This is a genomic window from Calothrix sp. CBUCES-K 9914 (assembly GCF_059640475.1).
In genome coordinates this window covers 1-19,820 of sequence record NZ_JBXXZH010000023.1, presented here as the reverse complement: position 1 = coordinate 19,820, position 19,820 = coordinate 1, and the positions used below count along the sequence as shown (strand labels likewise).

16 protein-coding genes and 1 pseudogene are annotated in these 19,820 nt (G+C 38.1%); 9 read left to right on the top strand and 8 right to left on the bottom strand.

All coding sequences use genetic code 11. The annotated features are described in order from the left end of the window. Positions 1 to 22 precede the first annotated feature (22 nt). From AC2JBO_RS07475 to moaA, 4 genes are all read left to right on the top strand, one after another. Positions 23 to 1,528: a hypothetical protein gene (locus AC2JBO_RS07475; protein ID WP_496953001.1), complete on the top strand. Its 1,506-nt coding sequence runs from the start codon at positions 23 to 25 to the stop codon at positions 1,526 to 1,528. 299 nt (positions 1,529 to 1,827) lie between these two features. Then, a complete protein-coding gene (locus tag AC2JBO_RS07470; protein ID WP_496953000.1) occupies positions 1,828 to 3,990 on the top strand; it encodes a CHAT domain-containing protein in 2,163 nt (720 codons plus the stop codon). Positions 3,991 to 4,491: 501 nt separating this feature from the next. Continuing rightward, positions 4,492 to 5,418, top strand: a complete 927-nt coding sequence (locus AC2JBO_RS07465; RefSeq protein ID WP_496952999.1) for a trypsin-like serine peptidase — start codon at positions 4,492 to 4,494, stop codon at positions 5,416 to 5,418. A gap of 293 nt (positions 5,419 to 5,711) precedes the next feature. Beyond that, positions 5,712 to 6,701 (top strand): GTP 3',8-cyclase MoaA, encoded by a 990-nt coding sequence (moaA, locus tag AC2JBO_RS07460; protein ID WP_496952998.1) that lies wholly within the window; start codon positions 5,712 to 5,714, stop codon positions 6,699 to 6,701. An 84-nt stretch (positions 6,702 to 6,785) separates the two neighbouring features. Here the strand turns inward: moaA and rpsD are convergent, their stop codons facing one another. Continuing rightward, on the bottom strand, positions 6,786 to 7,394 hold the full coding sequence (gene rpsD, locus AC2JBO_RS07455) for a 30S ribosomal protein S4 (RefSeq protein WP_127080772.1): 609 nt from the start codon (positions 7,392 to 7,394) through the stop codon (positions 6,786 to 6,788). Positions 7,395 to 7,551: 157 nt separating this feature from the next. On the opposite strand from rpsD, the gene AC2JBO_RS07450 reads away from it, so the two are divergent. Beyond that, positions 7,552 to 8,205 carry a hypothetical protein gene (locus AC2JBO_RS07450; protein ID WP_496952997.1) on the top strand — a complete coding sequence of 218 codons (654 nt, stop codon included), beginning with the start codon at positions 7,552 to 7,554 and terminating at the stop codon, positions 8,203 to 8,205. Positions 8,206 to 8,586: 381 nt separating this feature from the next. On the opposite strand, the gene AC2JBO_RS07445 is transcribed toward AC2JBO_RS07450, so the two are convergent. Together AC2JBO_RS07445 and AC2JBO_RS07440 are read right to left on the bottom strand one after the other, a co-directional pair. Beyond that, the gene (locus AC2JBO_RS07445) at positions 8,587 to 8,922 is read right to left on the bottom strand and encodes a hypothetical protein (protein WP_496952996.1); all 336 of its coding nucleotides are present in this window, start codon (positions 8,920 to 8,922) and stop codon (positions 8,587 to 8,589) included. A 214-nt stretch (positions 8,923 to 9,136) separates the two neighbouring features. Then, the gene (locus AC2JBO_RS07440; protein WP_496952995.1) at positions 9,137 to 9,538 is read right to left on the bottom strand and encodes a fasciclin domain-containing protein; all 402 of its coding nucleotides are present in this window, start codon (positions 9,536 to 9,538) and stop codon (positions 9,137 to 9,139) included. A 568-nt stretch (positions 9,539 to 10,106) separates the two neighbouring features. Between AC2JBO_RS07440 and AC2JBO_RS07435 the strand changes: the two genes are divergently transcribed. Then, positions 10,107 to 10,472 carry a hypothetical protein gene (locus tag AC2JBO_RS07435; RefSeq protein WP_496952994.1) on the top strand — a complete coding sequence of 122 codons (366 nt, stop codon included), beginning with the start codon at positions 10,107 to 10,109 and terminating at the stop codon, positions 10,470 to 10,472. 115 nt (positions 10,473 to 10,587) lie between these two features. Here AC2JBO_RS07435 and AC2JBO_RS07430 read toward each other — a convergent pair whose 3' ends face one another. Beyond that, positions 10,588 to 10,902 carry a hypothetical protein gene (locus AC2JBO_RS07430; RefSeq protein WP_496952993.1) on the bottom strand — a complete coding sequence of 105 codons (315 nt, stop codon included), beginning with the start codon at positions 10,900 to 10,902 and terminating at the stop codon, positions 10,588 to 10,590. Positions 10,903 to 11,111: 209 nt separating this feature from the next. On the opposite strand from AC2JBO_RS07430, the gene AC2JBO_RS07425 reads away from it, so the two are divergent. Then, positions 11,112 to 12,455, top strand: a complete 1,344-nt coding sequence (locus tag AC2JBO_RS07425; RefSeq protein ID WP_496952992.1) for a histidine phosphatase family protein — start codon at positions 11,112 to 11,114, stop codon at positions 12,453 to 12,455. A gap of 196 nt (positions 12,456 to 12,651) precedes the next feature. After that, positions 12,652 to 13,962: a dihydroorotase gene (locus tag AC2JBO_RS07420; protein WP_496952991.1), complete on the top strand. Its 1,311-nt coding sequence runs from the start codon at positions 12,652 to 12,654 to the stop codon at positions 13,960 to 13,962. Positions 13,963 to 13,981: 19 nt separating this feature from the next. On the opposite strand, the gene AC2JBO_RS07415 is transcribed toward AC2JBO_RS07420, so the two are convergent. Beyond that, entirely contained in the window at positions 13,982 to 14,545 is a 564-nt protein-coding gene (locus tag AC2JBO_RS07415; protein ID WP_496952990.1) for an FKBP-type peptidyl-prolyl cis-trans isomerase, read from the bottom strand. 267 nt (positions 14,546 to 14,812) lie between these two features. On the opposite strand from AC2JBO_RS07415, the gene AC2JBO_RS07410 reads away from it, so the two are divergent. Then, positions 14,813 to 15,775 (top strand): aspartoacylase, encoded by a 963-nt coding sequence (locus AC2JBO_RS07410; RefSeq protein ID WP_496952989.1) that lies wholly within the window; start codon positions 14,813 to 14,815, stop codon positions 15,773 to 15,775. On the opposite strand, the gene AC2JBO_RS07405 is transcribed toward AC2JBO_RS07410, so the two are convergent. From AC2JBO_RS07405 to AC2JBO_RS07395, 3 genes and pseudogenes are all read right to left on the bottom strand, one after another. Further along, positions 15,732 to 16,997: an ATP-grasp domain-containing protein gene (locus AC2JBO_RS07405; protein WP_496952988.1), complete on the bottom strand. Its 1,266-nt coding sequence runs from the start codon at positions 16,995 to 16,997 to the stop codon at positions 15,732 to 15,734. The genes AC2JBO_RS07410 and AC2JBO_RS07405 overlap by 44 nt on opposite strands. A gap of 965 nt (positions 16,998 to 17,962) precedes the next feature. Continuing rightward, complete coding sequence (gene lpxB / locus AC2JBO_RS07400) at positions 17,963 to 19,117, bottom strand: lipid-A-disaccharide synthase (protein WP_496952987.1); 1,155 nt, start codon at positions 19,115 to 19,117, stop codon at positions 17,963 to 17,965. Between the two features lie 262 nt (positions 19,118 to 19,379). Then, positions 19,380 to 19,820, bottom strand: a pseudogene (locus AC2JBO_RS07395) (acyl-ACP--UDP-N-acetylglucosamine O-acyltransferase); the annotation flags it as partial.

Genomic DNA, 19,820 nt, shown 5'->3' with positions numbered 1-19,820 from the left:
CGTCTTCTTTAAACTAATACATATGAATTTTTATAAAAAGCTAGCTGTTGGAATGCTGGTTTCTGCATCAAGTTTACTGGCGCCAATTATTGTCAAGGCAGAACCGAAAATAATTTCTACACCCACGAATATATCTGTAGCGGAGCAAAAATGTTGGTTAGGTAGGTTTTTTTGCCCAAAGGTTGAACGTAATTTGTACTTGCGGTCAAATCAAGTTGTCAAAGATGTTAGAATTTTGAGCCTGGATTTACCTAGTTCTAATGGTACACAGGTATTTCCTGCAAATGCGATCAAAGTTAACTTAGCAGGTTCAAGTATTAATAGTTTACCTAACCAACCGTTATTAACTCCAATTGAGTTTGATTTGAGAGATGTGGAAAGCGGAGAATATAATGGCAATTTACTAGTAATTACTTCTGATAGCGAGCTGGTTATCCCTATCAGTCTCAAAATTAGAGACTACTGGCTAATGCCGCTGTTAGTACTTCTGCTCGGTGTGGGTTTAGGAATCATTATCTCGATGTATCGTAGCGAATGGATGGCGCGCGATGAAGTTGTGATTCAAGTTACCCGGCTTCGCAGTAAAATACGTGGAGATGAAGAATTTAAACAAGATGATTCTTTTTATAAAAAAGCTGAATCTTATTTAGAAGCGGTAGAAATTGCATTAGAGAACAAAAGCTCTAGTGTGGCACAAGAAGCTGTAAATAAAGCGCAAGACCTTTGGGATAAATGGCATCAAAGTAAGCAAGGTTGGTTAAGTTTATTAGGTTATGAGTCTAAATTACGCAAACGTGTAGAGGAAGAAAACCCTGATAGCAAAATTCCTTATTTAGAACAGGTAACTTGGCAGCTTGATAGTATACATAAAGGTAGACCATCACAAGATAGTCCCGGACAAGTAAGTAAAGCGCTACAAGAAGTGCAAATACAACTCAATAATTACCTCTTAGCTAAAACTCAATTAGATGAATTTCGTGAGTTAACTAACCAAATACCATATGACCCAGGAGATGAAGAAAAATATTGGAAACAAGAAGCATTGACGCTGCAAAGACTTTTATATAACCTTTCTCCCACAGATATAGAATCATATCATAAATGGCAAGATGATATTAGAAGTAAAACAGAACACCTTATAGAAGACATCCGAAATTTAAAGAGCAAGTCACCACCAAGTAAAACTTTTTTAGGAAATGTATCTAGAGCAATCAATAATCCAACTTATCCTGATTTACTTGAACCTGTTCCCGATATTTTCCCAGACCAAATTGATTCAAATACTAATAAACGAGAAAGACTCTCTCGTAATCGCTTGTTTATTTTCAATTCCTTAAGTTACGTAATAGCTATTTTTCTACTCGGAAATGCAGGTTTTACACAACTATATTTAGCAAACAGCACTTTTGGCGTCAAAGGAGTTATCGATTATTTTTCACTACTCGCATGGGGTTTCGGCGCCGAAGCTACGCGCGAGACTGTTGCGAGAGTTTTGCAAGAATGGAAATTACCAGGAATGAAAAAATAAGAAACATGCTTCAAAACGTTATGGGTGGTCAGATTCCCGACAAATGAACGCTCGCGTCGGGAATCAACCGCGCGTTAACTGTATCGGCGCCTGGAAAAATGCATAAGTATCTGAGTTCTGGAAATATGTATATTTACAGATACTCTAATGTAATATCAACCTTATGAGCAACGATTTGTATTCGCGTTTACAAAAAGGGCGAATGTTTATAGATTTGAAGATAAAAGTAGTAAGTACGTGAGTACGTGAGATAAGAAACAATATTTACCAGTATTTAAATTATCCGAAACCGAAAATTTATGAAAATTAACATAAGTCGCCAGTCTTTAGTACGTCAACTTGAACATCTACGCCCAAAATGGGGTCTGTATAGTTTAATATTATTAGTAGGCATCGTACTTTTGTTGAGTTCTATACGAGTAAAAAATACATCTACTTTGCCAGCAATAGAACAGAAAATAGCAACAAGGCAGCAAGACCCGAATTATATAGCTGCACAAAAAGCATTGAAAAATGGATTATTACTTTCTAAGCTGAATTCAACTTCATCACAGGCAAAAGCAATAAAAGAATACGAGACAGCATTGCAATTATGGAAGCAATTAGGAGATAAAGCAGGACAAAGTAATGCTCTAGTAGCATTGGGACAAATATATTCAAATTTAGGAAAGAACAAAGAAGCTCTTGAAAATTATAATCAAGCACTAGAATTACGTCGTGCGGTCAACGATAAAAATGGACAAGTTACTATTTTTGGTTATATTGCTTCGTTAGAACGCAGTCAAGGTAGTTTAGATAAATCAAGCCAAAGTATTCAAAACGCTATCACGTTAATCGAAGATTTAAGGAATTCATATACTAATACAGATGAGCAAAGCGCTTACTTTGCCTCAGTGCATCAATATTACAAATTTTACATAGATTTGTTGATGGATTTACATAAAAAAAATCCTAAACAAGGTTATGACGCTTTAGCGCTCTATACATCAGAACGTTCGCACGCGCGCGGTTTAGTTGAACTATTAAAGCAAGCTAAGGCAAATTTGTGTAAAGGTATTGACCCTAAACTTATGGAAGCTGAGGAGCGTTTAGTTGCTAAACGTGATGAAGCAGAAAAAAGATTATCACAATATTTAAACCAGCCACAACAACCAGTAGAACTTATTGCAGCGACTAACAAAGAAATAACTAATATTATTAAAGAGCAAGAGGAAGTTAACACTCAAATCCGCGCGCAAAATCCAGACCGTGAAAAAGTCTTGAAGCCGAAGTTAGGGAGAGATATTCTTGAACTACCACAAATTCAAAGACAACTTGATAAAGATACTGTTCTGCTCGAATACTCCTTGGGTGAAGAACGCAGTTATTTGTGGGCAGTAACTCAAAATTCACTCTCCAGTTATGTATTACCTGGGCGCCAACAAATCGAAACTTTATCGAGTAAATTTAGAAGCGGCGTACTAATACCAGATAGCAATCTGCCACCAGAAGTGATTAAAGCATCAAACGAATTTAGTAAGATGATACTGGCGCCTGTTACTGATAAATTGTCAGGAAAGCGGTTAGTAATTGTTGGAGATGGTGCATTACAAGATGTTCCCTTTGCTGCATTACCTGACCCTAGCCAAATTGGCAATTATCAACCATTGATGCTTAACCATGAAATCATTAGTTTACCTTCAGCATCAACGCTTGCTATTCAACGTGAAAAACTCTCAAAAAGAAAACTGGCGCCGAAAGCATTAGCTATTTTTGCCGACCCTGTATATAATCTAACTGACGAACGAGTTACAGGAAAACCAGAGAATAATCAATTAGGTCCCGAACTAGCACTGCAAAGTTCTGACCTTCAAAATTCTGCCAAAAGCTTAAAGCGTTCCGGTTTTGATAGACTTCAAGGTACAGTTACAGAAGCACAAGGAATATTAGGTCTGGTTTCAGCATCCGATAGTATGCAGGCAATTGGTTTTGATGCGAACTATTCCTCAGCAACCAGCAGTATGATAAATCAATTCCGCATCATACATTTTGCTACACACGGCTTTGTAAATTATGAAAATCCAGAGTTATCAGGAATTGTACTTTCTTTAGTTGATCAAAAAGGCGAACCAATAGCTGGTTACTTACGCTTAGGATATTTATTCAATTTAGACTATCCGGCAGAGTTAATAGTTTTGAGCGCTTGTGAAACTGGACTTGGTAAAGATGTTAACGGTGAAGGTTTGGTGGGATTAACGCGCGGGTTAATGTATGCTGGTGGCAGGCGCCTTGTTCTATCACTATGGAATGTTAATGACGCAGGAACATCAGTATTGATGCAGGAATTTTATAAGGAGATGTTGCAGCAGAAAAAAACACCTGCAAATGCTCTGCGCGCGGCTCAAAAGAAACTATGGCAAAACCCTGAATGGAGAAGTCCTTATTATTGGGCTGGTTTTACTGTACAAGGTGAATGGCAATAAGCTAAATTTATTGTCCTCGCTCCCCATCGCGTCGCATTAGATAATCTATGATTCGATCAAGTCTTTCTACTGCTGCATTCGTTGAAGCTAGCTGTTCTGCTATTTGCTACTCAATAAGTGTCATGCGTGCCATGTTATCACCCAAAGAGCGTTGCAACTCAATCAATATTTGTTGGCAGTTTATCAAAGCAGAGATTTCTTGGTTCATTTTTTATTTCGTAGGGTCATTTATTTCCTTTAAATTTAGATTAGCTTTGCTTGGTTTCAAATTAGTATGCATAAGTAATCCGGCACCAGAAATATGTCTTAGTGTCGGGTATTAAGGGCTTGATGGGGAAAAAGCAAAATAATCACAAATTTTCTCTAATCATCTTGACGATGGTGCAATAATATACACTTAACATGTATTTCGTGTTGATTATTGCCTAAATTCGTAATACAAAATCTGGTTTTTTTAGTTTTTCGCGTTGTTACAAACTTAGTGTAATTTTGGAGCAGAGGATGATAACTAGTAAGAAATATACCGCGCTGTTTTTAACTGGAATTATAAGTGTGGTAACAGCAATATCAGTACAAGCACAAACTAAACAAAGTATTACACCACAGTTTATTAATTCAAAACAAGCAAATAATATTAAATTGGAAACTGACGGCAAACCTTTTATACCTCAAAATTTAGGACGTTCGGCAAAACCGAATGAAGGTGGTACTAGAGGTATTCCTACTGGTATTGATAATCGCATTCCAATGTTAAGTAGAAAATACCCTTGGTCAGCAATCGGTAGAGTTCAAGGAACTACTGCGGATGCAAAAAGCTATCATTGTACAGGTAGTTTAATTGCTGATAATTTAGTTTTGACTAACGCTCATTGTGTAATTGACCCAGAAACGGGTGAATTGAGCAAGCAAATTTTATTTATGCCTAATGTTATTGATAAAAGATATCAAGATGTAGCAGAAGTTGAACAAGTTATTTATGGTACAGATTTTAAAGACGGCAGTGGTATAACACCTAACGACTGGGCAATAATGAAAATCAATCAGCCATTAGGTCGTAAATACGGTTATTTAGGATTAAAATCTATACCTACTCAAACACTGACTCAAAATAGCAAAGCTTTCTTTTTTGTTGGTTACTCAGGAGATTTCCCAACTGAAAAATATAAAAAATACTTTAGTGCTGGTAAAGGTTGGACGGCATCTTATGAATCTGGGTGCAGTATTGTTAAGGAAGATTCTGGTTTTCTATTACATGATTGTTCCACAGCTGGTGGTTCAAGCGGTGGCGCCATTATTGGTGTAATAAACGGCGATCCTTATATTATCGCTTTAAATAACGCTGAAGCTAAAAATCTTCGTACAGGACAAGATATTACCAACCTTGCCGTCAAAATATCCACTATTCAAGAATCTTTGAACAAAAGGTAATAGCAAATTCTCTCAGTAAAGACGCTCCGGAACCGGAGCGTCTTTACTGTGCATTCAAGCTTATCAATAGCCTGTGGGAAAAAATAATCAAAAAGGAATCAATTTTGATTTTGAGTATTTTTGCTTACTAAAACGTTGATTTGCACTATATACGCTTTTTTGAAGAAAAATTTTAGATAATTCCAGGTTAACTTAAAAGAAAGATAGTATAGTCACTCCAAAAACAAGTGTTTAATATCTTGACAAAATAAGTACACTGTGTATTGAAAACCAGTATAGGCAAGAAATTAAAGATGAATCAAGTAGATTATCTGCGAATTAGTTTGGTTGACCGTTGCAATTTCCGGTGTCAGTACTGTATGCCGGAGGGAGCGGAGTTAGATTATATACTAAAGCAAAATTTATTGACGAATGAAGAATTATTGACTCTGATTCAAGAAGTTTTTATTCCTGTTGGGTTTACTCGCTTTCGCTTAACAGGTGGAGAACCGTTATTGCGTCCGCGCGTAGTTGAACTTGTAGAGAAAATTGCCTCATTCCCAGAGACGCAAGATTTATCGATGACTACCAATGGTTTTTTACTGGCGCCATTAGCTCAAGACCTCTACAATGCTGGTTTAAGAAGGGTTAATATTAGCTTGGACTCCCTTGAAGAAGATACATTTAATTACATTATTGGTAATCGCGGACGCTCGAAGTGGCGTAATGTATGGGAAGGTATTCAAGCTGCGTATAATGTAGGGTTTGACCCGTTGAAGTTAAATGTGGTAGTGATACCCGGTGTCAATGACCATGAAGTTTTAGATTTAGCTGCGTTAACTATCGATAAACAATGGCATGTAAGATTTATTGAATTTATGCCAGTTGGTAATGGTGATTTATTTGGAGATAAAGGTTGGGTAGCTTCTCTTGAATTACGTCAAAAAATCCGCAAAGCTTTTGGACTAACCGAAAGTCAAGTCCGTGGTAATGGTCCTGCGGATGTCTTTCAAATACCTGGCGCCAAAGGTACGTTAGGATTTATTAGCCAAATGTCAGAATGCTTTTGCGATAAATGTAACCGACTTAGACTTTCCGCTGACGGTTGGTTACGTCCTTGTTTACTAAACGAAACGGGTCAAATCGATTTAAAAACTGCTCTCCGCAGCGGTATCAGCATTACCAAATTGCGGGAGCAGCTAAAAGAATTATTGACGGTAAAATCTGAAATAAACTTTAAACAACGTGATTCCGGAACTGCGACAGGTAATTACAGCCGCACCATGTCGCAAATAGGAGGGTAAGAAGTGATGAGTGCTGAGTTCTGAGTGATGAGTAGGGTATAATATTACTACTCAGCACTCAGCACTTTCCACTCAGCACTATTTTTAGGCTTGACGTGAGTAGTACTCAACGACGAGCAGTTCATTAATTTGTAATGCGACCCATTCACGCTCAACAACAGCGTTAACCTTGCCTTCGAGTTTGTTTTTATCAAACTCCAAATGGCTGGGGAGGTTTGCCAAACCTGGGTATTGCAAATTAGCTTCCACAAGTTTTTTCGAGCGGTCATTATTACGGACACTAATAACCTCACCGGGACGGCACTGGTAACTGGCAATGTTAACCTCACGTCCATTAATTAATACATGACCGTGATTCACTAATTGTCGAGCGGCAGGAATGGTAGGCGCCATACCTAAACGGAAAATTGTATTATCCAAGCGCATTTCGAGCAATTGCAGCAACACTTGTCCGGTTGAACCAGTTACACGTCTTGCTTTACGAACGTAACGCAGTAACTGTTTCTCGGTGACACCATAGTTAAAACGAAGCTTTTGCTTTTCTTCCAAACGAACAGCGTACTCAGAACGCTTCTTGCGGTTCTGACCGTGCTGTCCGGGTGGATAAGCACGACGGGCACTTTTACGACTTAATCCAGGTAGTTCACCCAAGCGACGGGTGACTCTTAAACGGGGTCCTCTGTATCGGGACATGATCTTTGACTGTAATCCTGTTTAAATTTTACTCAGACATTTAATTATAGATGCAAATTGGAAATACGGGATAGGGAAAAGCAAAGAAAACCCTGTTAAACTACTGCCTAGCCTTCATATGCGGTAGCATAAATTGGGTGAAAGGAGATTTATTGAAATGCTTAGATTAAATAAAGGCAAATGTACCAACAGTGTTGCTAGCTTGATTGCAATTACTGGATGGTTTTCGATGACGCTAACGTTGCCTGCAATGGCACAAATTCAATCAGGCAATTTTGGGACTGACTACCGTGCTTGTGCAGGAAGACTTTTGAGACTGGGTATTACCCCTGAAAATGCTTCCCAAGCTTGTGCTGAAGTGTTGCGTCCTAGAGACTTTTCTAACTGTGTTACTCGCATTCAACGACAAACCCAAGTTGCTGCTGCTGATATACTTCCTTCTTGCCGCACCGCGCGTCGTCCAGAAGATTTAGCGACTTGCGTTGTTGGTATCAGCTCAAGCAAGAAAGAAGCTTTTGACCCATCTGTTTTCAACTACTGCAACCGCAGTTTATTACCAGTTAGATTCGCATCTTGTGTTGTTGGGATACGTCGCGAAATCGATTTTTCAGCAATTCAAGCAATGGACACTTGTATTGATGCTAGTGACAGACTCGGTGGACTTCTACCTTCATTCACATCAGGAAATACTACTCCTGTACAAACACCTACACCAACCCAAAGTCAACCTAACCAGTTTAACCGTACTTTTGAAACTACTCCCGTTCAACCTACTCCCGTTCAACCTGCTCCTGTTCCACAGAGAGAATAAGGTCATTTAGGTCAATATGAAAACCCCTGGTATTTTAACCAGGGGCACAAAGTAATACCATTTCACCTAATGTTTACCAGACCCTGTTTCGCTAGCTTTTCTCTTTACTATTGTTGTAGAGAGAGAAGCACGAAACTTAACTAGTCTTGAAATGTTACCTCAAACTACATAATCTTTGTATAAAAATATTCCTTTTGGATGGTAAATACATTTAAACTATAACCCGATAGAGATTTTCTAAATTTGTGAACCACGGTTCACATTTATAGTTTTATGTAATCTTGCTGTAATACGATAGATCAATAATTACGATAAGTTGAGTCGTAGTAAGCACTTCAGAGCTTAGATTTAGGAATAAAGTCCTTACTACAAGTACCAAAGTCAACACTCATTACCCAAAACTTTCGCCATACGGGAATGTATATAAACTAACGTGATATTAGTTAACAAACAGCTAATACCTAGCGATAGCAAGACATAGGTCTCTGTCATGACAATACCAACTTGAAACCAGGTATACACGTGTAACATCATAACCACAGCAAAAAAGCCTGCAATTCCAGATGCTTGCCATACCTGTTGTGAGGGACGATGACGATGCAAGTAAACTAGAATCATCGTCAATGATGTTGCAATCAAATTTGCCGGTACAAGAAACGCGCAAATTGATACGCAGTTCGTGCGAGAAAAATCAGCTAACGTATTTAAATCAAGCATTATTCTTGTGATAGTCTCAACTTACTACAAGTTTTGGCTGTTCTATTGAAAAAGCAATGTAAATAAAAACAAATAATAATTAAAATTTCTTTAAGATTACGCGAGTTAATTTAAATTTACATGCTTTAGACACAATCGATTGCGCCTTCCACATTTTATAACGTAATCAACATAGTGAGGAGAGTATTACTACCCTCCTCTACATAATTCTTAATTAACCCATGAGGATGACTGTATCGATAACATGAATTACACCATTATCAGCATCGATATCTGCGGCTAATACAGTTGCATTCTTGACTTCAAAGCCATCATCACAATTTACATTGATTGTTGAACCTTCTACAGAAGTAACGGTTCCAAGTTTTGCAAGGTCTGCCTTCGTTAACTTCCCAGGTACAACGTGATACTTGAGAATCCGTGTTAACTGAGGAATATTTTGTACTAACGTGGTGATGGTGCCCGGTGGTAACTTGGCAAAGGCATCATCATTAGGTGCAAACACAGTAAATGGACCGGGACTTTTAAGTGTTTCTACTAACCCCGCAGCTTGGACTGCTGTAACAAGGGTTGAGAATGAACCCGCACCAACAGCGATATCAACAATGTCAGCCATGTTTCACTAGGTATATACGTGTCATAAATTGTAAACTATGGTAAATTTATTTAAACGAGTATTTGTTTATGATATCTATTTGTCATACATATGTTACTTTGGCTTGAATAAGCTTTTAAAATAGTTTTTAGAAAATCTATAAATCAGGTTAATTTACATAATTCATATCAAACTTTACTTTAAAATATCAATCTAATTAACTAATGATTTACAGTTCGCACGCTGTAAAAAAAAATCGTGTGGAATATCTCTTATATCAATAGTTTTAAATGCGATAACACACGAACTGATGACGAACATGCATACAAGTAAATTGGTTAAAAAATTGATGTGTGATCAATGTGTGATCAATATGGATGTGAAAATACCCAACTACGTACAGCCCTCAGCTTAGGAGTAAACTTACCACTTCAGCAGTTGTTTATATCAAAAATTAAAATTTCTAGACAAAAAATACTAGAATCCTTCCTGCGGTTGACACTAATTTCCTACCTAAGTTTTTTACTCGCCAAAACTAGGATGGTTAGTATAATAGATATCAAATAGCATTTGAATCTGGGTCAAAACAATGAAAGCTGTAACCTGTGGCGCCTTGGGAATCTTGGCTGTTGTCTGCTTTGGAATACCTGCGACTGCACAATCATCAAGCAACTCTAGAGGAGAAGCTTCCTCTTTATCTGGAACTTCTTTAGTTGGAATCGACAATAGAAGCGCACAAGACGATTTTGCCAGCTTTTTTGGCATTATCAACTCTGGAAATGCTACTGGGCGCCAAACTCAAAATAGTACTGCTAATCCAATTCAGTTCAACCAAACACTGACGCTTCCAGATACTCCCGTTTACTTACAACCTGCACAACAATCACTTGGTGGTAATGATGGAGTGCAAGTCCAAGTTGATTTAACTAGTTTGGACAGACCAAAGCAAAAGTAGCGTAGTATATTTTCATACAACTTAATTTTGTTTTAACTTTGCTTAGGTTCAAAGACGCGATGCATTTATGTAATGTTCATTCATGTTATTGTATCGCGTCTTCAATATTAGAGAATTACTTCTGACTAAATATTATTTGTTGTTTAACTGAATGATTTTGTGCTGATTCTGCTGTGTGAGAAATTTGACCAGTGCGTGTTGCTATTGCGGCGCCTAACAGTATGAAGATTGCAAAAACGCTATATACAACTGGTTTATGTGTATTCGCGTGTAATTTTTCTGATTCGTTTGTATCGTTGATAATTTCGTCTTTGATTATAGAACTCCATTCGGCGCCACTGTGCCACCAAAAACTAGATAGGTTCAGGTCGTTCAAACGGTGAAAGTCTCTTCTATATCCATTGGTTGAGTATCTATTGTGTTCTGACATATTATTTGCTCCTAGTACATACTTAATGGTCTGCACAAATCTAAAATTAGCGCAGTCATAAAGACTAGTAGAGAATAAAATGACTAAGTTATGCAGTATTTAAAGTTTTAAAAAGGAAAAGTTTACAATGTTTTACAATTGAGCGGGTGCCGCATCATAATAATATCCGGGTGGTAGAATTATACCTTTAGATAGAGGAGGGTTATCAGATGACTCGTGTCATCATCGTGCGCCACGGTCAAAGTACGTACAACACTGAGAAACGCATTCAAGGACGTTCCGATGCGTCGCAGCTAACACAAAAAGGTCGTGATGATGCAAGCAAAGTAGGTAAGACTCTTAATAATATATCATTTGACGCTATTTATTCAAGCCCATTACAGCGTGCGAAGCTGACGGCAGATATTATTTGTAGCGATTCTGGTCAATCAGCAGTTCCTCAAACCAACGATAATTTAGTAGAGGTTGACTTACCTTTATGGGTAGGAATGACAACAACTGAGGTTAAGGAAAAGTTTCCAGAAGAATATGAAACTTGGCACTCGGCGCCCGATAAGTTTATGATGCTAGTTCCGACTGCTAATAATGGAACGTGCGAACATTTTCCAATTTTGTCTTTGTACGAACAAGCAAAAGAATTTTGGAAAGAAATTTTAGGGCGCCATCGTGGCAAGACTATATTGATTGTGGGACACAACGGTATCAACCGTGCGTTGATTAGTACTGCGTTGTCAATTTCTCCAGCACGGTATCACTCGCTTCAACAATCAAATTGTGGAATTAGCGTTTTAAATTTCTCCGGTGGTTTGGGAGAAAGTGTCCAACTTGAGTCCATGAATCAAACGCAGCATATGGGTGAGATTATCCCATCAATACGTCCGGGACATCAAGGTGTACGGTTGTTGCTTGTGCGTCACGGAGAAACTGAGTGGAACCGTCAGGGTAGATTTCAAGGTAATATTGATGTTCCCCTCAATGATAATGGGAGGTTGCAAGCGCAGAAAGCAGGTGAATTTTTAAAAGATGTAGGTATAGATTTTGCCGTATCAAGTCCAATGGCACGTCCCAAAGAAACAGCCGAAATTATTTTAAATTCTCACGAGAATGTAGAGTTAAAATTTAACAGTGATTTACGTGAAATTAGCCACGGACTTTGGGAAGGAAAATTTGAGCAAGAAATCGAGCAAGAATACCCTGGAGAGTTGTCTAGATGGCGTACAGTTCCTGCTGAAGTCCAAATGCCGGAAGGCGAAAATTTACAGCAAGTTTGTGAGCGTAGTACTGCTGCATGGCAATCAATTATACAAAGTGCGCTAGATAAACAGCAACAGATTGGTTTAATCATTGCTCATGATGCGACAAATAAGACCCTGCTTTGTCATATCCTAGGATTATCATCGGAAAACTTCTGGAATTTTCGTCAAGGCAATGGCGCCGTCAGCGTTATTGATTATCCCTCTGGTTTAAACGGTCTTCCAGTTTTACAAGCGATGAATATTACCACCCATCTAGGTGGAGGTGTACTCGATAAAACTGCCGCAGGAGCTTTATAAGGCGCGGAGGTAGGGTGCGTGACGCTACAATAATTTCGCGCACGAAGCTAGCATCTAATAGCGTCACGCACCTTACGAATTAGGAATTAAGAATTAGGAATTAGAAGCTTCGTAAGGTGCGTAACGCCACTAGTTCATTAGTTTCATTTTATGATTTTTATAGCGTTACGCACCCTACCTCCCAACTCTATTTCTTATGGCTGAACTACTACAACAAGTAAGAGTTATCGACCCAGTTTCCGAAACCGACCAATTAGCAGACGTGCTAATTAACGATGGTAAATTTATAGAAATTGCAGCTAGCACTTCCCAATTACAATCTGATTTACCATCCAATACAGAAATTCGTGACTGTCGGGGATTAGTTTTAGGAACGGGGTTAGTAGATTTGTACAGCCATTCTGGTGAACCAGGATTTGAGGAACGCGAAACTTTAAGTACACTGTTACAAGCAGCAGCACATGGTGGTTTTACGCGCGTTTGCATTTTACCCGACACAACCCCAGCAATTGATAGTCCTGCTTTAGTTGTACAACTGCAAAAAATAGCTACTTCTATTCCTAGTCACCCGTTCCCAATTCCTCATTTAAACATTTGGGGTGCAATTACTCAAAATATCGCAGGACAACATATAACCGAATTCACAGACTTAGCAGCAGTAGGAATAGTGGGTTTTGCAGATGGTAAACCTTTAGATAATTTAGGAATGATTCGACGTGTTCTTGAATACTTACAACCTTTAGGCAAACCAGCCGCTTTTTGGGCTTGTAATACTCAACTAAGAGGAAATGGCGTTATGCGTGAAGGCACCAATGCAGTAAGATTTGGATTACCTTTTATACCAAAAAGTGCCGAAACATCAGCAATTGCCGCATTGATAGAATTAGTTGCCGCTACATCCACACCAGTTCATATTATGCGGGTATCTACGGCGCGCGGTGTAGAATTAATCGCTTGGGCAAAATCACAGAATTTACCAATAACTGCAAGTACAACTTGGATGCACTTACTACTTGATACTCTTGCACTAAAAAGTTATAATCCGAGTTTACATCTGGAAGCACCATTAGGTAATCCCAGTGATATGATGGCATTACGAAAAGGTGTGCAGCAAGGAATCATCGACGCAATTGCAATTGACCATACAGCTTATACATATGAAGAGAAAACCGTTGCTTTCGCTGATGCACCACCAGGAGCGATAGGTTATGAATTAGCATTACCGCTGTTATGGCAAAATTTAGTAGAAACAGGTGAACTTACAGCTTTACAATTGTGGCGTGCGCTTAGTACTAGTCCAGCACAATGTATCCAGCAAAAACCTAGTACAATGGCGCCGAACCAACCTTGTGAAATAGTGCTATTTGACCCTCAAGAAACTTGGACAGTCAAGCAAACAAATTTACATACACTTTCCGCAAATACGCCTTGGTATGGTCAACAGTTAAAAGGTAAAGTCATCGAAATTAAAAACATTACCGACTTCTTTAAGAAGTCGGGAATATGAAATCTTCAGGAAATCTTCACTACTTAACTCCCACTAACTCAACATCAAAAATCAAAGTAGCATTCGGAGGAATAACACCGCCACCTGCACCCTCGGCACCATAACCCAAGTTGGGTGGAATAATTAACTTGCGGCGCCCACCAACTTTCATAGTACTTAAACCTTCGTCCCAACCCTTGATTACTTGCCCAGCACCAAGCGTAAACTCAATAGGTTGACCCCTATCGCGCGAACTATCGAACTTAGTGCCTTTTTCTAAAGTACCAGTGTAATGAACGCTGATAGTCTGACCTTTTTTTGGTGTGGCGCCAGTACCTGGTTTTAGGTCTACATATTTTAATCCTGAAGCAGTAGTAACTACCTTTTCGCCACCTTTTTTAGTGTCGGGGGTTGAAGTCGTTTTCGGTGTAGCAGTTACTGTTGTCGTGGCAGTAACTGTAGGTGTAGGAGTAGCAGTTACGTTTGTAGCAGTTGCCGCTTCTGTTGGAGTACTCGTTGCTTGATTATCCTGTGCTTGCGTGCAGGCTACCATTAAACAGCAAACAGTCATTAAACCCGCGCGCGATAAAATTAATTTCAACATCAATCTTTATTTATTACCTGTATAGACATAGACGCCGTAAATTCTACCAAAATAACACACGAGAGTGAAAACCTCCCGCTTTAGTATATATACCGGGTGTCAGATTCCCGACAAATGAACGTGTGCGTTGGAAATCTTTAACGCTGAATACAACTATCATGAGTTGTTTGGATATAGATTTGTATTACAACAAAAAAATTGATTGAGCTACTAACCAGCAGATATCAAGCAGGTATAAAGCAAACGTTATTCACACAGAGTGTTATCATGAATAAAATCAACACTGTTGCAATTGTTGGTGGTACGCACGGTAATGAATTAACCGGAGTCTACTTAGCCAAAAAATTTACTAATAATCAAGATTTAATAACTAGACCTAGTTTTTCATCTCAGGTTCTATTTGGTAATCCCAAAGCAATCAAAGAATGTAGACGATATATCGATAAAGATTTAAATCGATGTTTTAGTCCTGCTGATTTGCGTTCTGCTACACTTGCTAGTTATGAGGATACGCGCGCGAAGGAAATTCAACAAATTTTATTATCTCCGCAAGGTTTACCTGTTGATGTAATTATTGATTTACACACTACAACCTCGAACATGGGTTTGAGTATACTACTAAGTAGTGAGCATCCTTTTTTACTCAGGCTATCTGCTTACTTGAGTTGTATTAGTGATGGTGTAAAGGTTTGCTGTTCACCCAAATCTCAAAACGGTGTATATCTTGACTCTCTTAGCGAATTAGGGTTTGCTATCGAAGTTGGTGCTGTTCCACAAGGAGTGTTATATGCAGAATTATTTGAGAAAACAGAACAACTTGTACTTGCTGCTTTAGACTATTTTGAAGCATACAACCAAGATAAACTTCCTGAAATTCCAAATATACTAAATGTCTATAATTATACTGGTGCCATCGATTATCCCAGAAACGCGGGGGGTGAAATTGAAGCGATGATTCATCCTCAACGTCAGTTTAAAGATTATCACCCTTTAAATCCAGGCGACCCAGTATTTATAACATTTGACGGGCAAGAAATTTTTTATGAAGGAACATCCACGGTTTACCCCATCTTCATCAACGAAGCAGCATATTACGAAAAAGGCATTGCCATGTGCTTAACACAGAAAAAACTATCAATTACGATGAATTGTAGCACAGGTCGGAAAGCCTGTGCAGTGACTAATATTAAACAATCAGTAAACCCTTACTTTGCAATTTATTCTCAATAGACTGTATTTCCTGAAGCGTATTCCCTGCTATAATTCCATAGATATCAGTATACTCACTTCCCTTGTTAATTTCCTGCGCTGACAGTATTATAAAGTCGCTGCTCTCAAGTTCAGGTTTCAATGTTTCAAAATTTGATTCTAAAGTTCCAGCAATGCGATAATCACTCGAATACTTAGCAACTTCTTTTCCAAGTTTTAGTAATGCATGACGCTGTAAACACAATGGAGTGGAACCATTTACTCGAAAATTTGCATCAATGACAAACATTTCCCCATCACGGTTTTCCAAAACATCAAATCCAATGGCGCCAAAATAACCTAGTTTATGAGCATATTGACCTATCGCATCAATCATGGTAAAGAATCTGCTCATATCAGTTTGACGATAGTTGATTATTCCCCCTAAATAACTTCCTTCTTCTGTAACGAGTTGGCTTGTTGTACCAATTAATGTTATATTTCCAGTCTTACTAAGATAAAATTGTACACAGTAATTATGAATTATATGATTCACAAATTCTGAGACAACAATTGTGGATACCAACTGACTCGCGCGATACTTTCTCAGTTCTCCATAGCAGTACTTTAAATCATTCTCACCCTTGATAATGTAAGTACCTTCTCCTGAGAGTCCGTGAGATACTTTAATTAAATATGGATATTCTGGCAACTGAATATCTTCTATATTTACTTCTTCAAGATTATAAGTTTTGTATTTTGGACACTGCACTCCCAGTTTTGACAAGCTCACTTTACTTAGTAAATGATAATGAATATCAGGTGCAACAGCGTGTTTGTCTGTTTGTAAAGCATCGAAAGGGAATAAAGAAATAAATTTATCGAAGTGCTTGTTTTGATTCAGAAAATCAAAATAAAGTGATTGCGGAATCACGTGAATGTTATTATAATTAAAACCAAAATGCTGGTGCCAATAATCAAATAATAATTTCGGTGGTGGACTCACCATAATACCCGAAATGATATCACCTAAGACCGCGAGATTTTTCCAGGCTTCTTTTTGAAATAGTTTATCATAAGAAATTTTATTATATTCATCACTACCATCTTGAATTAAATATTTACTTTTGTTCGGGTAAGCAGCCCAGCCCGCAGTGGTAGGATAATTTAAAATAAATGCGTAAGATGCGTCTTGTACATCTTGGGCGTATAATTCTGACAAAGAGCTTCCTTCAAAGTAATCAAAGTCGTGCTTTAGATTCATTCTGTCTTGCTGCTTATACTATTTTATTTGTATTTACAAGCCTATAAAATCAAGTCTGTATAATTATATCAAACGGATTTTACATACGCTTGAATCTAGAATAATATACTTGTAGCTATTTGCGCTAGCTTCTATCAAAAGTTAGCTAGAAATAAAAATAATCTATTCCTATAGTTTAATAGCTAAACAAATTTGAAGTATGCAGCATCTCTCCGAGAGTACATTATTACTGTCAATTTCCGACTAAAACAAAAAATGCCCAATAATAAGGATGCTTGAAAGTGGCATCATCTCCGGTAAGAGTGCGCTCTGAGCTAGACGTAAAGCTTCTGCTCTCATTTTTTGGCTGGTAATAAATTGTCTGTAAAATTCAATCATTAATTTTTACAGGCTTGCTATTGTACTACATAATACTAAAGTAGTATCAACCTATAGGCACCTACTATATAGCGGTTCCCATTTAAATAAAGCACAGGCGGGACGGGCAGGGATGCCCGTTCCACAAGAGCTGTGCTAAATCAATTTGTACCTCACTTGTTTGAAAAATGCTATATTACTCCAACTGACTTTGATTATGATTATCATTAACAAAATGTGAACCACGGTTCACATTTTTATAAGACGAGAGTGAAACAAATCTGTTACCGAGTATTTCATCTAAAATTACAATAAAGATAAATCAACCGAAGCGTGGGGTAAAAAATGGCAACCCAACTTAGTGAACCAAAATCTGGAAAAGGCATGGTAATATCTTGGGAAGCGTTGCCTGATATCTAAAACATTAGGGGGACTCAGTGTCCCCAATTTTTTATAATTCTAACCGCTTGTAAGAAATATATAATCTTAGATATAAAATAATACAACCATACGAAATAAAAATATGCTTTTTTATCAATATTAATACTTAATTTTTAAATTTTGGGTAAACAAAAATGCTTAATAAGTTATTATATTACTTAGATTACTTACAATAATCCTAAAATTTCTTTAGCTGCTTTGTCACATACTCCTGGTTCTCCTAGGCGCGCGCGCATTTCTTGATAATCTTTTTGCATAAGCTTTTTGCGTTCGGGATTTAATAATAGTTCCATTGCTGCTTGTACAAGGTTTTCTTTTGTCGCGCGCTCCTGAATAAATTCTGGTATTATTTCATCCATTGCCACCAAGTTAACAGGTGAAGCGTAATCAAAAGTTACTTTCAACACTTTTATTGCAACCCAATAAGTAAAAGGACTGAGACGATACAGTACTACTTGCGGTACGTTCAAAAGTCCCAATTCTAAATTTACTGTACCGGATTTAGTAATCGCTAAGTCCGCCGCAGCAAGTACTTCTTGTTGTTGACCTGATACTATTGTTGCTTTTAGTCCATATTCTTGTACCGCTTTTTCGATTTTATCTTTGTATATATCCAAAGAAAGCGGAATCCAAAAATGCACTTGCTCTAACTTCTCCTGTAAAGCTTGAGCAGCTTGAAACATTACAGGTAACACATACTTCAACTCTTGGGAACGTGATGCTGGAAGCAGTGCAACCGCAGTAACATTATCCGCTATCTGTAAATTAGCGCGCGCGGTTTGTCGAGAAGGAAATTCTTTGACTCTATCTACCAATGGATGTCCTACCCAACTAACATTTGCCGCGCGCTCTTGAAAATACTTTGCTTCAGCGGGAAAAATCGCTAATAGCTTGTCACAAACATCTATAATTCGCTTAGTATCTTTAGCTGTTAAAGTAGAAACCCAAACTTGGGGTGCAATGTAATATACAACTTTGACATTTGGCAAATGGCGCTTTACATAATTACCTATTACCAGATTTGGTCCCATATAGTCAATAAGTACTACCAAATCAGGTGGATTTTGCTTTAGGTATGCAATTGCTTGACGTTGAATTTTGAGTGTGGGCAGAACGTAAGGTAAAGCTTCTAACAAACCAAACGAAGAAATTTTTTTCGTATTACCGATTATAGTGGCGCCTTCATGCTGCATTTTGTCTCCACCCAATGCCACAATGTCTAATTGTAAACCAGATAAAGATGCTTGATGTAATAACGCACGAACAAGTAAGGAACCTTGTAAGTCTCCAGATACATCACCAGTGCTTATAAATATTCGCATTTAAATTAAGTTAGGAGGTAGGGTGCGTGACGCGCTTGACAATTGTTAAACGAAGCTATCATCAGGTGGCGTCACGCACCAAAACGAATTAGGAGTTAGAAGTTAGGAAGCGTGGAGTTATCAGTTAGGAATTTAACGAAGTTGATATAGTAGTTTAGAAAAAGATCAAGTTAAAAGCTTATAGTTGATACAAAAATATTGATTTATTCTTCTCAACTCTCAATTCCTAACTCCTAACTCCTAACTCCTAACTCCTAACTTCCTATTCATCACTTATGTTTGCAGCTTTGCCTTTACCAGGTATTAAACCGCGTCTTCCAGGCATTTGTGAGAGTAGCAGGAAACGACGTAGATGTAACAAATGTTCGGTATCACCAAGCATTTCAATTTCGTCTAAAGCATCTTTGAAGGATAACTGCGAGCGATATAAAATGCGGAAGGCTTTTTTGAGATTTTGTAACTCTTCAGGAATAAAACCCGCGCGTTTAAGTCCAATTAAATTAATTGCTCGAACTCTAGCTGGGTTTCCTTCGATAGTCATATATGGTGGTGCGTCTCTATCGATACGCGCCATTCCGCCAACCATCGCGTGTCTGCCAATATGTACAAATTGATGCACACCTAGTACTCCACTGAGCCTAGCGCGCGATTCTATATATACATGTCCAGCTAGCGCAACCGAATTAGCAATAATTACAGAGTC

Excerpts from the sequence above, each read along its gene's own strand:
- AC2JBO_RS07465 (WP_496952999.1), top strand. The coding sequence starts at position 4,492 with ATGATAACTAGTAAGAAATATACCGCGCTGTTTTTAACTGGAATTATA.
- AC2JBO_RS07415 (WP_496952990.1), bottom strand. The coding sequence starts at position 14,545 with ATGTTGAAATTAATTTTATCGCGCGCGGGTTTAATGACTGTTTGCTGT.
- AC2JBO_RS07435 (WP_496952994.1), top strand. The coding sequence starts at position 10,107 with ATGAAAGCTGTAACCTGTGGCGCCTTGGGAATCTTGGCTGTTGTCTGC.
- AC2JBO_RS07410 (WP_496952989.1), top strand. The coding sequence starts at position 14,813 with ATGAATAAAATCAACACTGTTGCAATTGTTGGTGGTACGCACGGTAAT.
- AC2JBO_RS07405 (WP_496952988.1), bottom strand. The coding sequence starts at position 16,997 with ATGAATCTAAAGCACGACTTTGATTACTTTGAAGGAAGCTCTTTGTCA.
- AC2JBO_RS07470 (WP_496953000.1), top strand. The coding sequence starts at position 1,828 with ATGAAAATTAACATAAGTCGCCAGTCTTTAGTACGTCAACTTGAACAT.
- AC2JBO_RS07420 (WP_496952991.1), top strand. The coding sequence starts at position 12,652 with ATGGCTGAACTACTACAACAAGTAAGAGTTATCGACCCAGTTTCCGAA.
- AC2JBO_RS07445 (WP_496952996.1), bottom strand. The coding sequence starts at position 8,922 with ATGCTTGATTTAAATACGTTAGCTGATTTTTCTCGCACGAACTGCGTA.
- AC2JBO_RS07425 (WP_496952992.1), top strand. The coding sequence starts at position 11,112 with ATGACTCGTGTCATCATCGTGCGCCACGGTCAAAGTACGTACAACACT.
- AC2JBO_RS07450 (WP_496952997.1), top strand. The coding sequence starts at position 7,552 with ATGCTTAGATTAAATAAAGGCAAATGTACCAACAGTGTTGCTAGCTTG.
- lpxB (WP_496952987.1), bottom strand. The coding sequence starts at position 19,117 with ATGCGAATATTTATAAGCACTGGTGATGTATCTGGAGACTTACAAGGT.
- AC2JBO_RS07440 (WP_496952995.1), bottom strand. The coding sequence starts at position 9,538 with ATGGCTGACATTGTTGATATCGCTGTTGGTGCGGGTTCATTCTCAACC.
- moaA (WP_496952998.1), top strand. The coding sequence starts at position 5,712 with ATGAATCAAGTAGATTATCTGCGAATTAGTTTGGTTGACCGTTGCAAT.
- AC2JBO_RS07430 (WP_496952993.1), bottom strand. The coding sequence starts at position 10,902 with ATGTCAGAACACAATAGATACTCAACCAATGGATATAGAAGAGACTTT.
- rpsD (WP_127080772.1), bottom strand. The coding sequence starts at position 7,394 with ATGTCCCGATACAGAGGACCCCGTTTAAGAGTCACCCGTCGCTTGGGT.
- AC2JBO_RS07475 (WP_496953001.1), top strand. The coding sequence starts at position 23 with ATGAATTTTTATAAAAAGCTAGCTGTTGGAATGCTGGTTTCTGCATCA.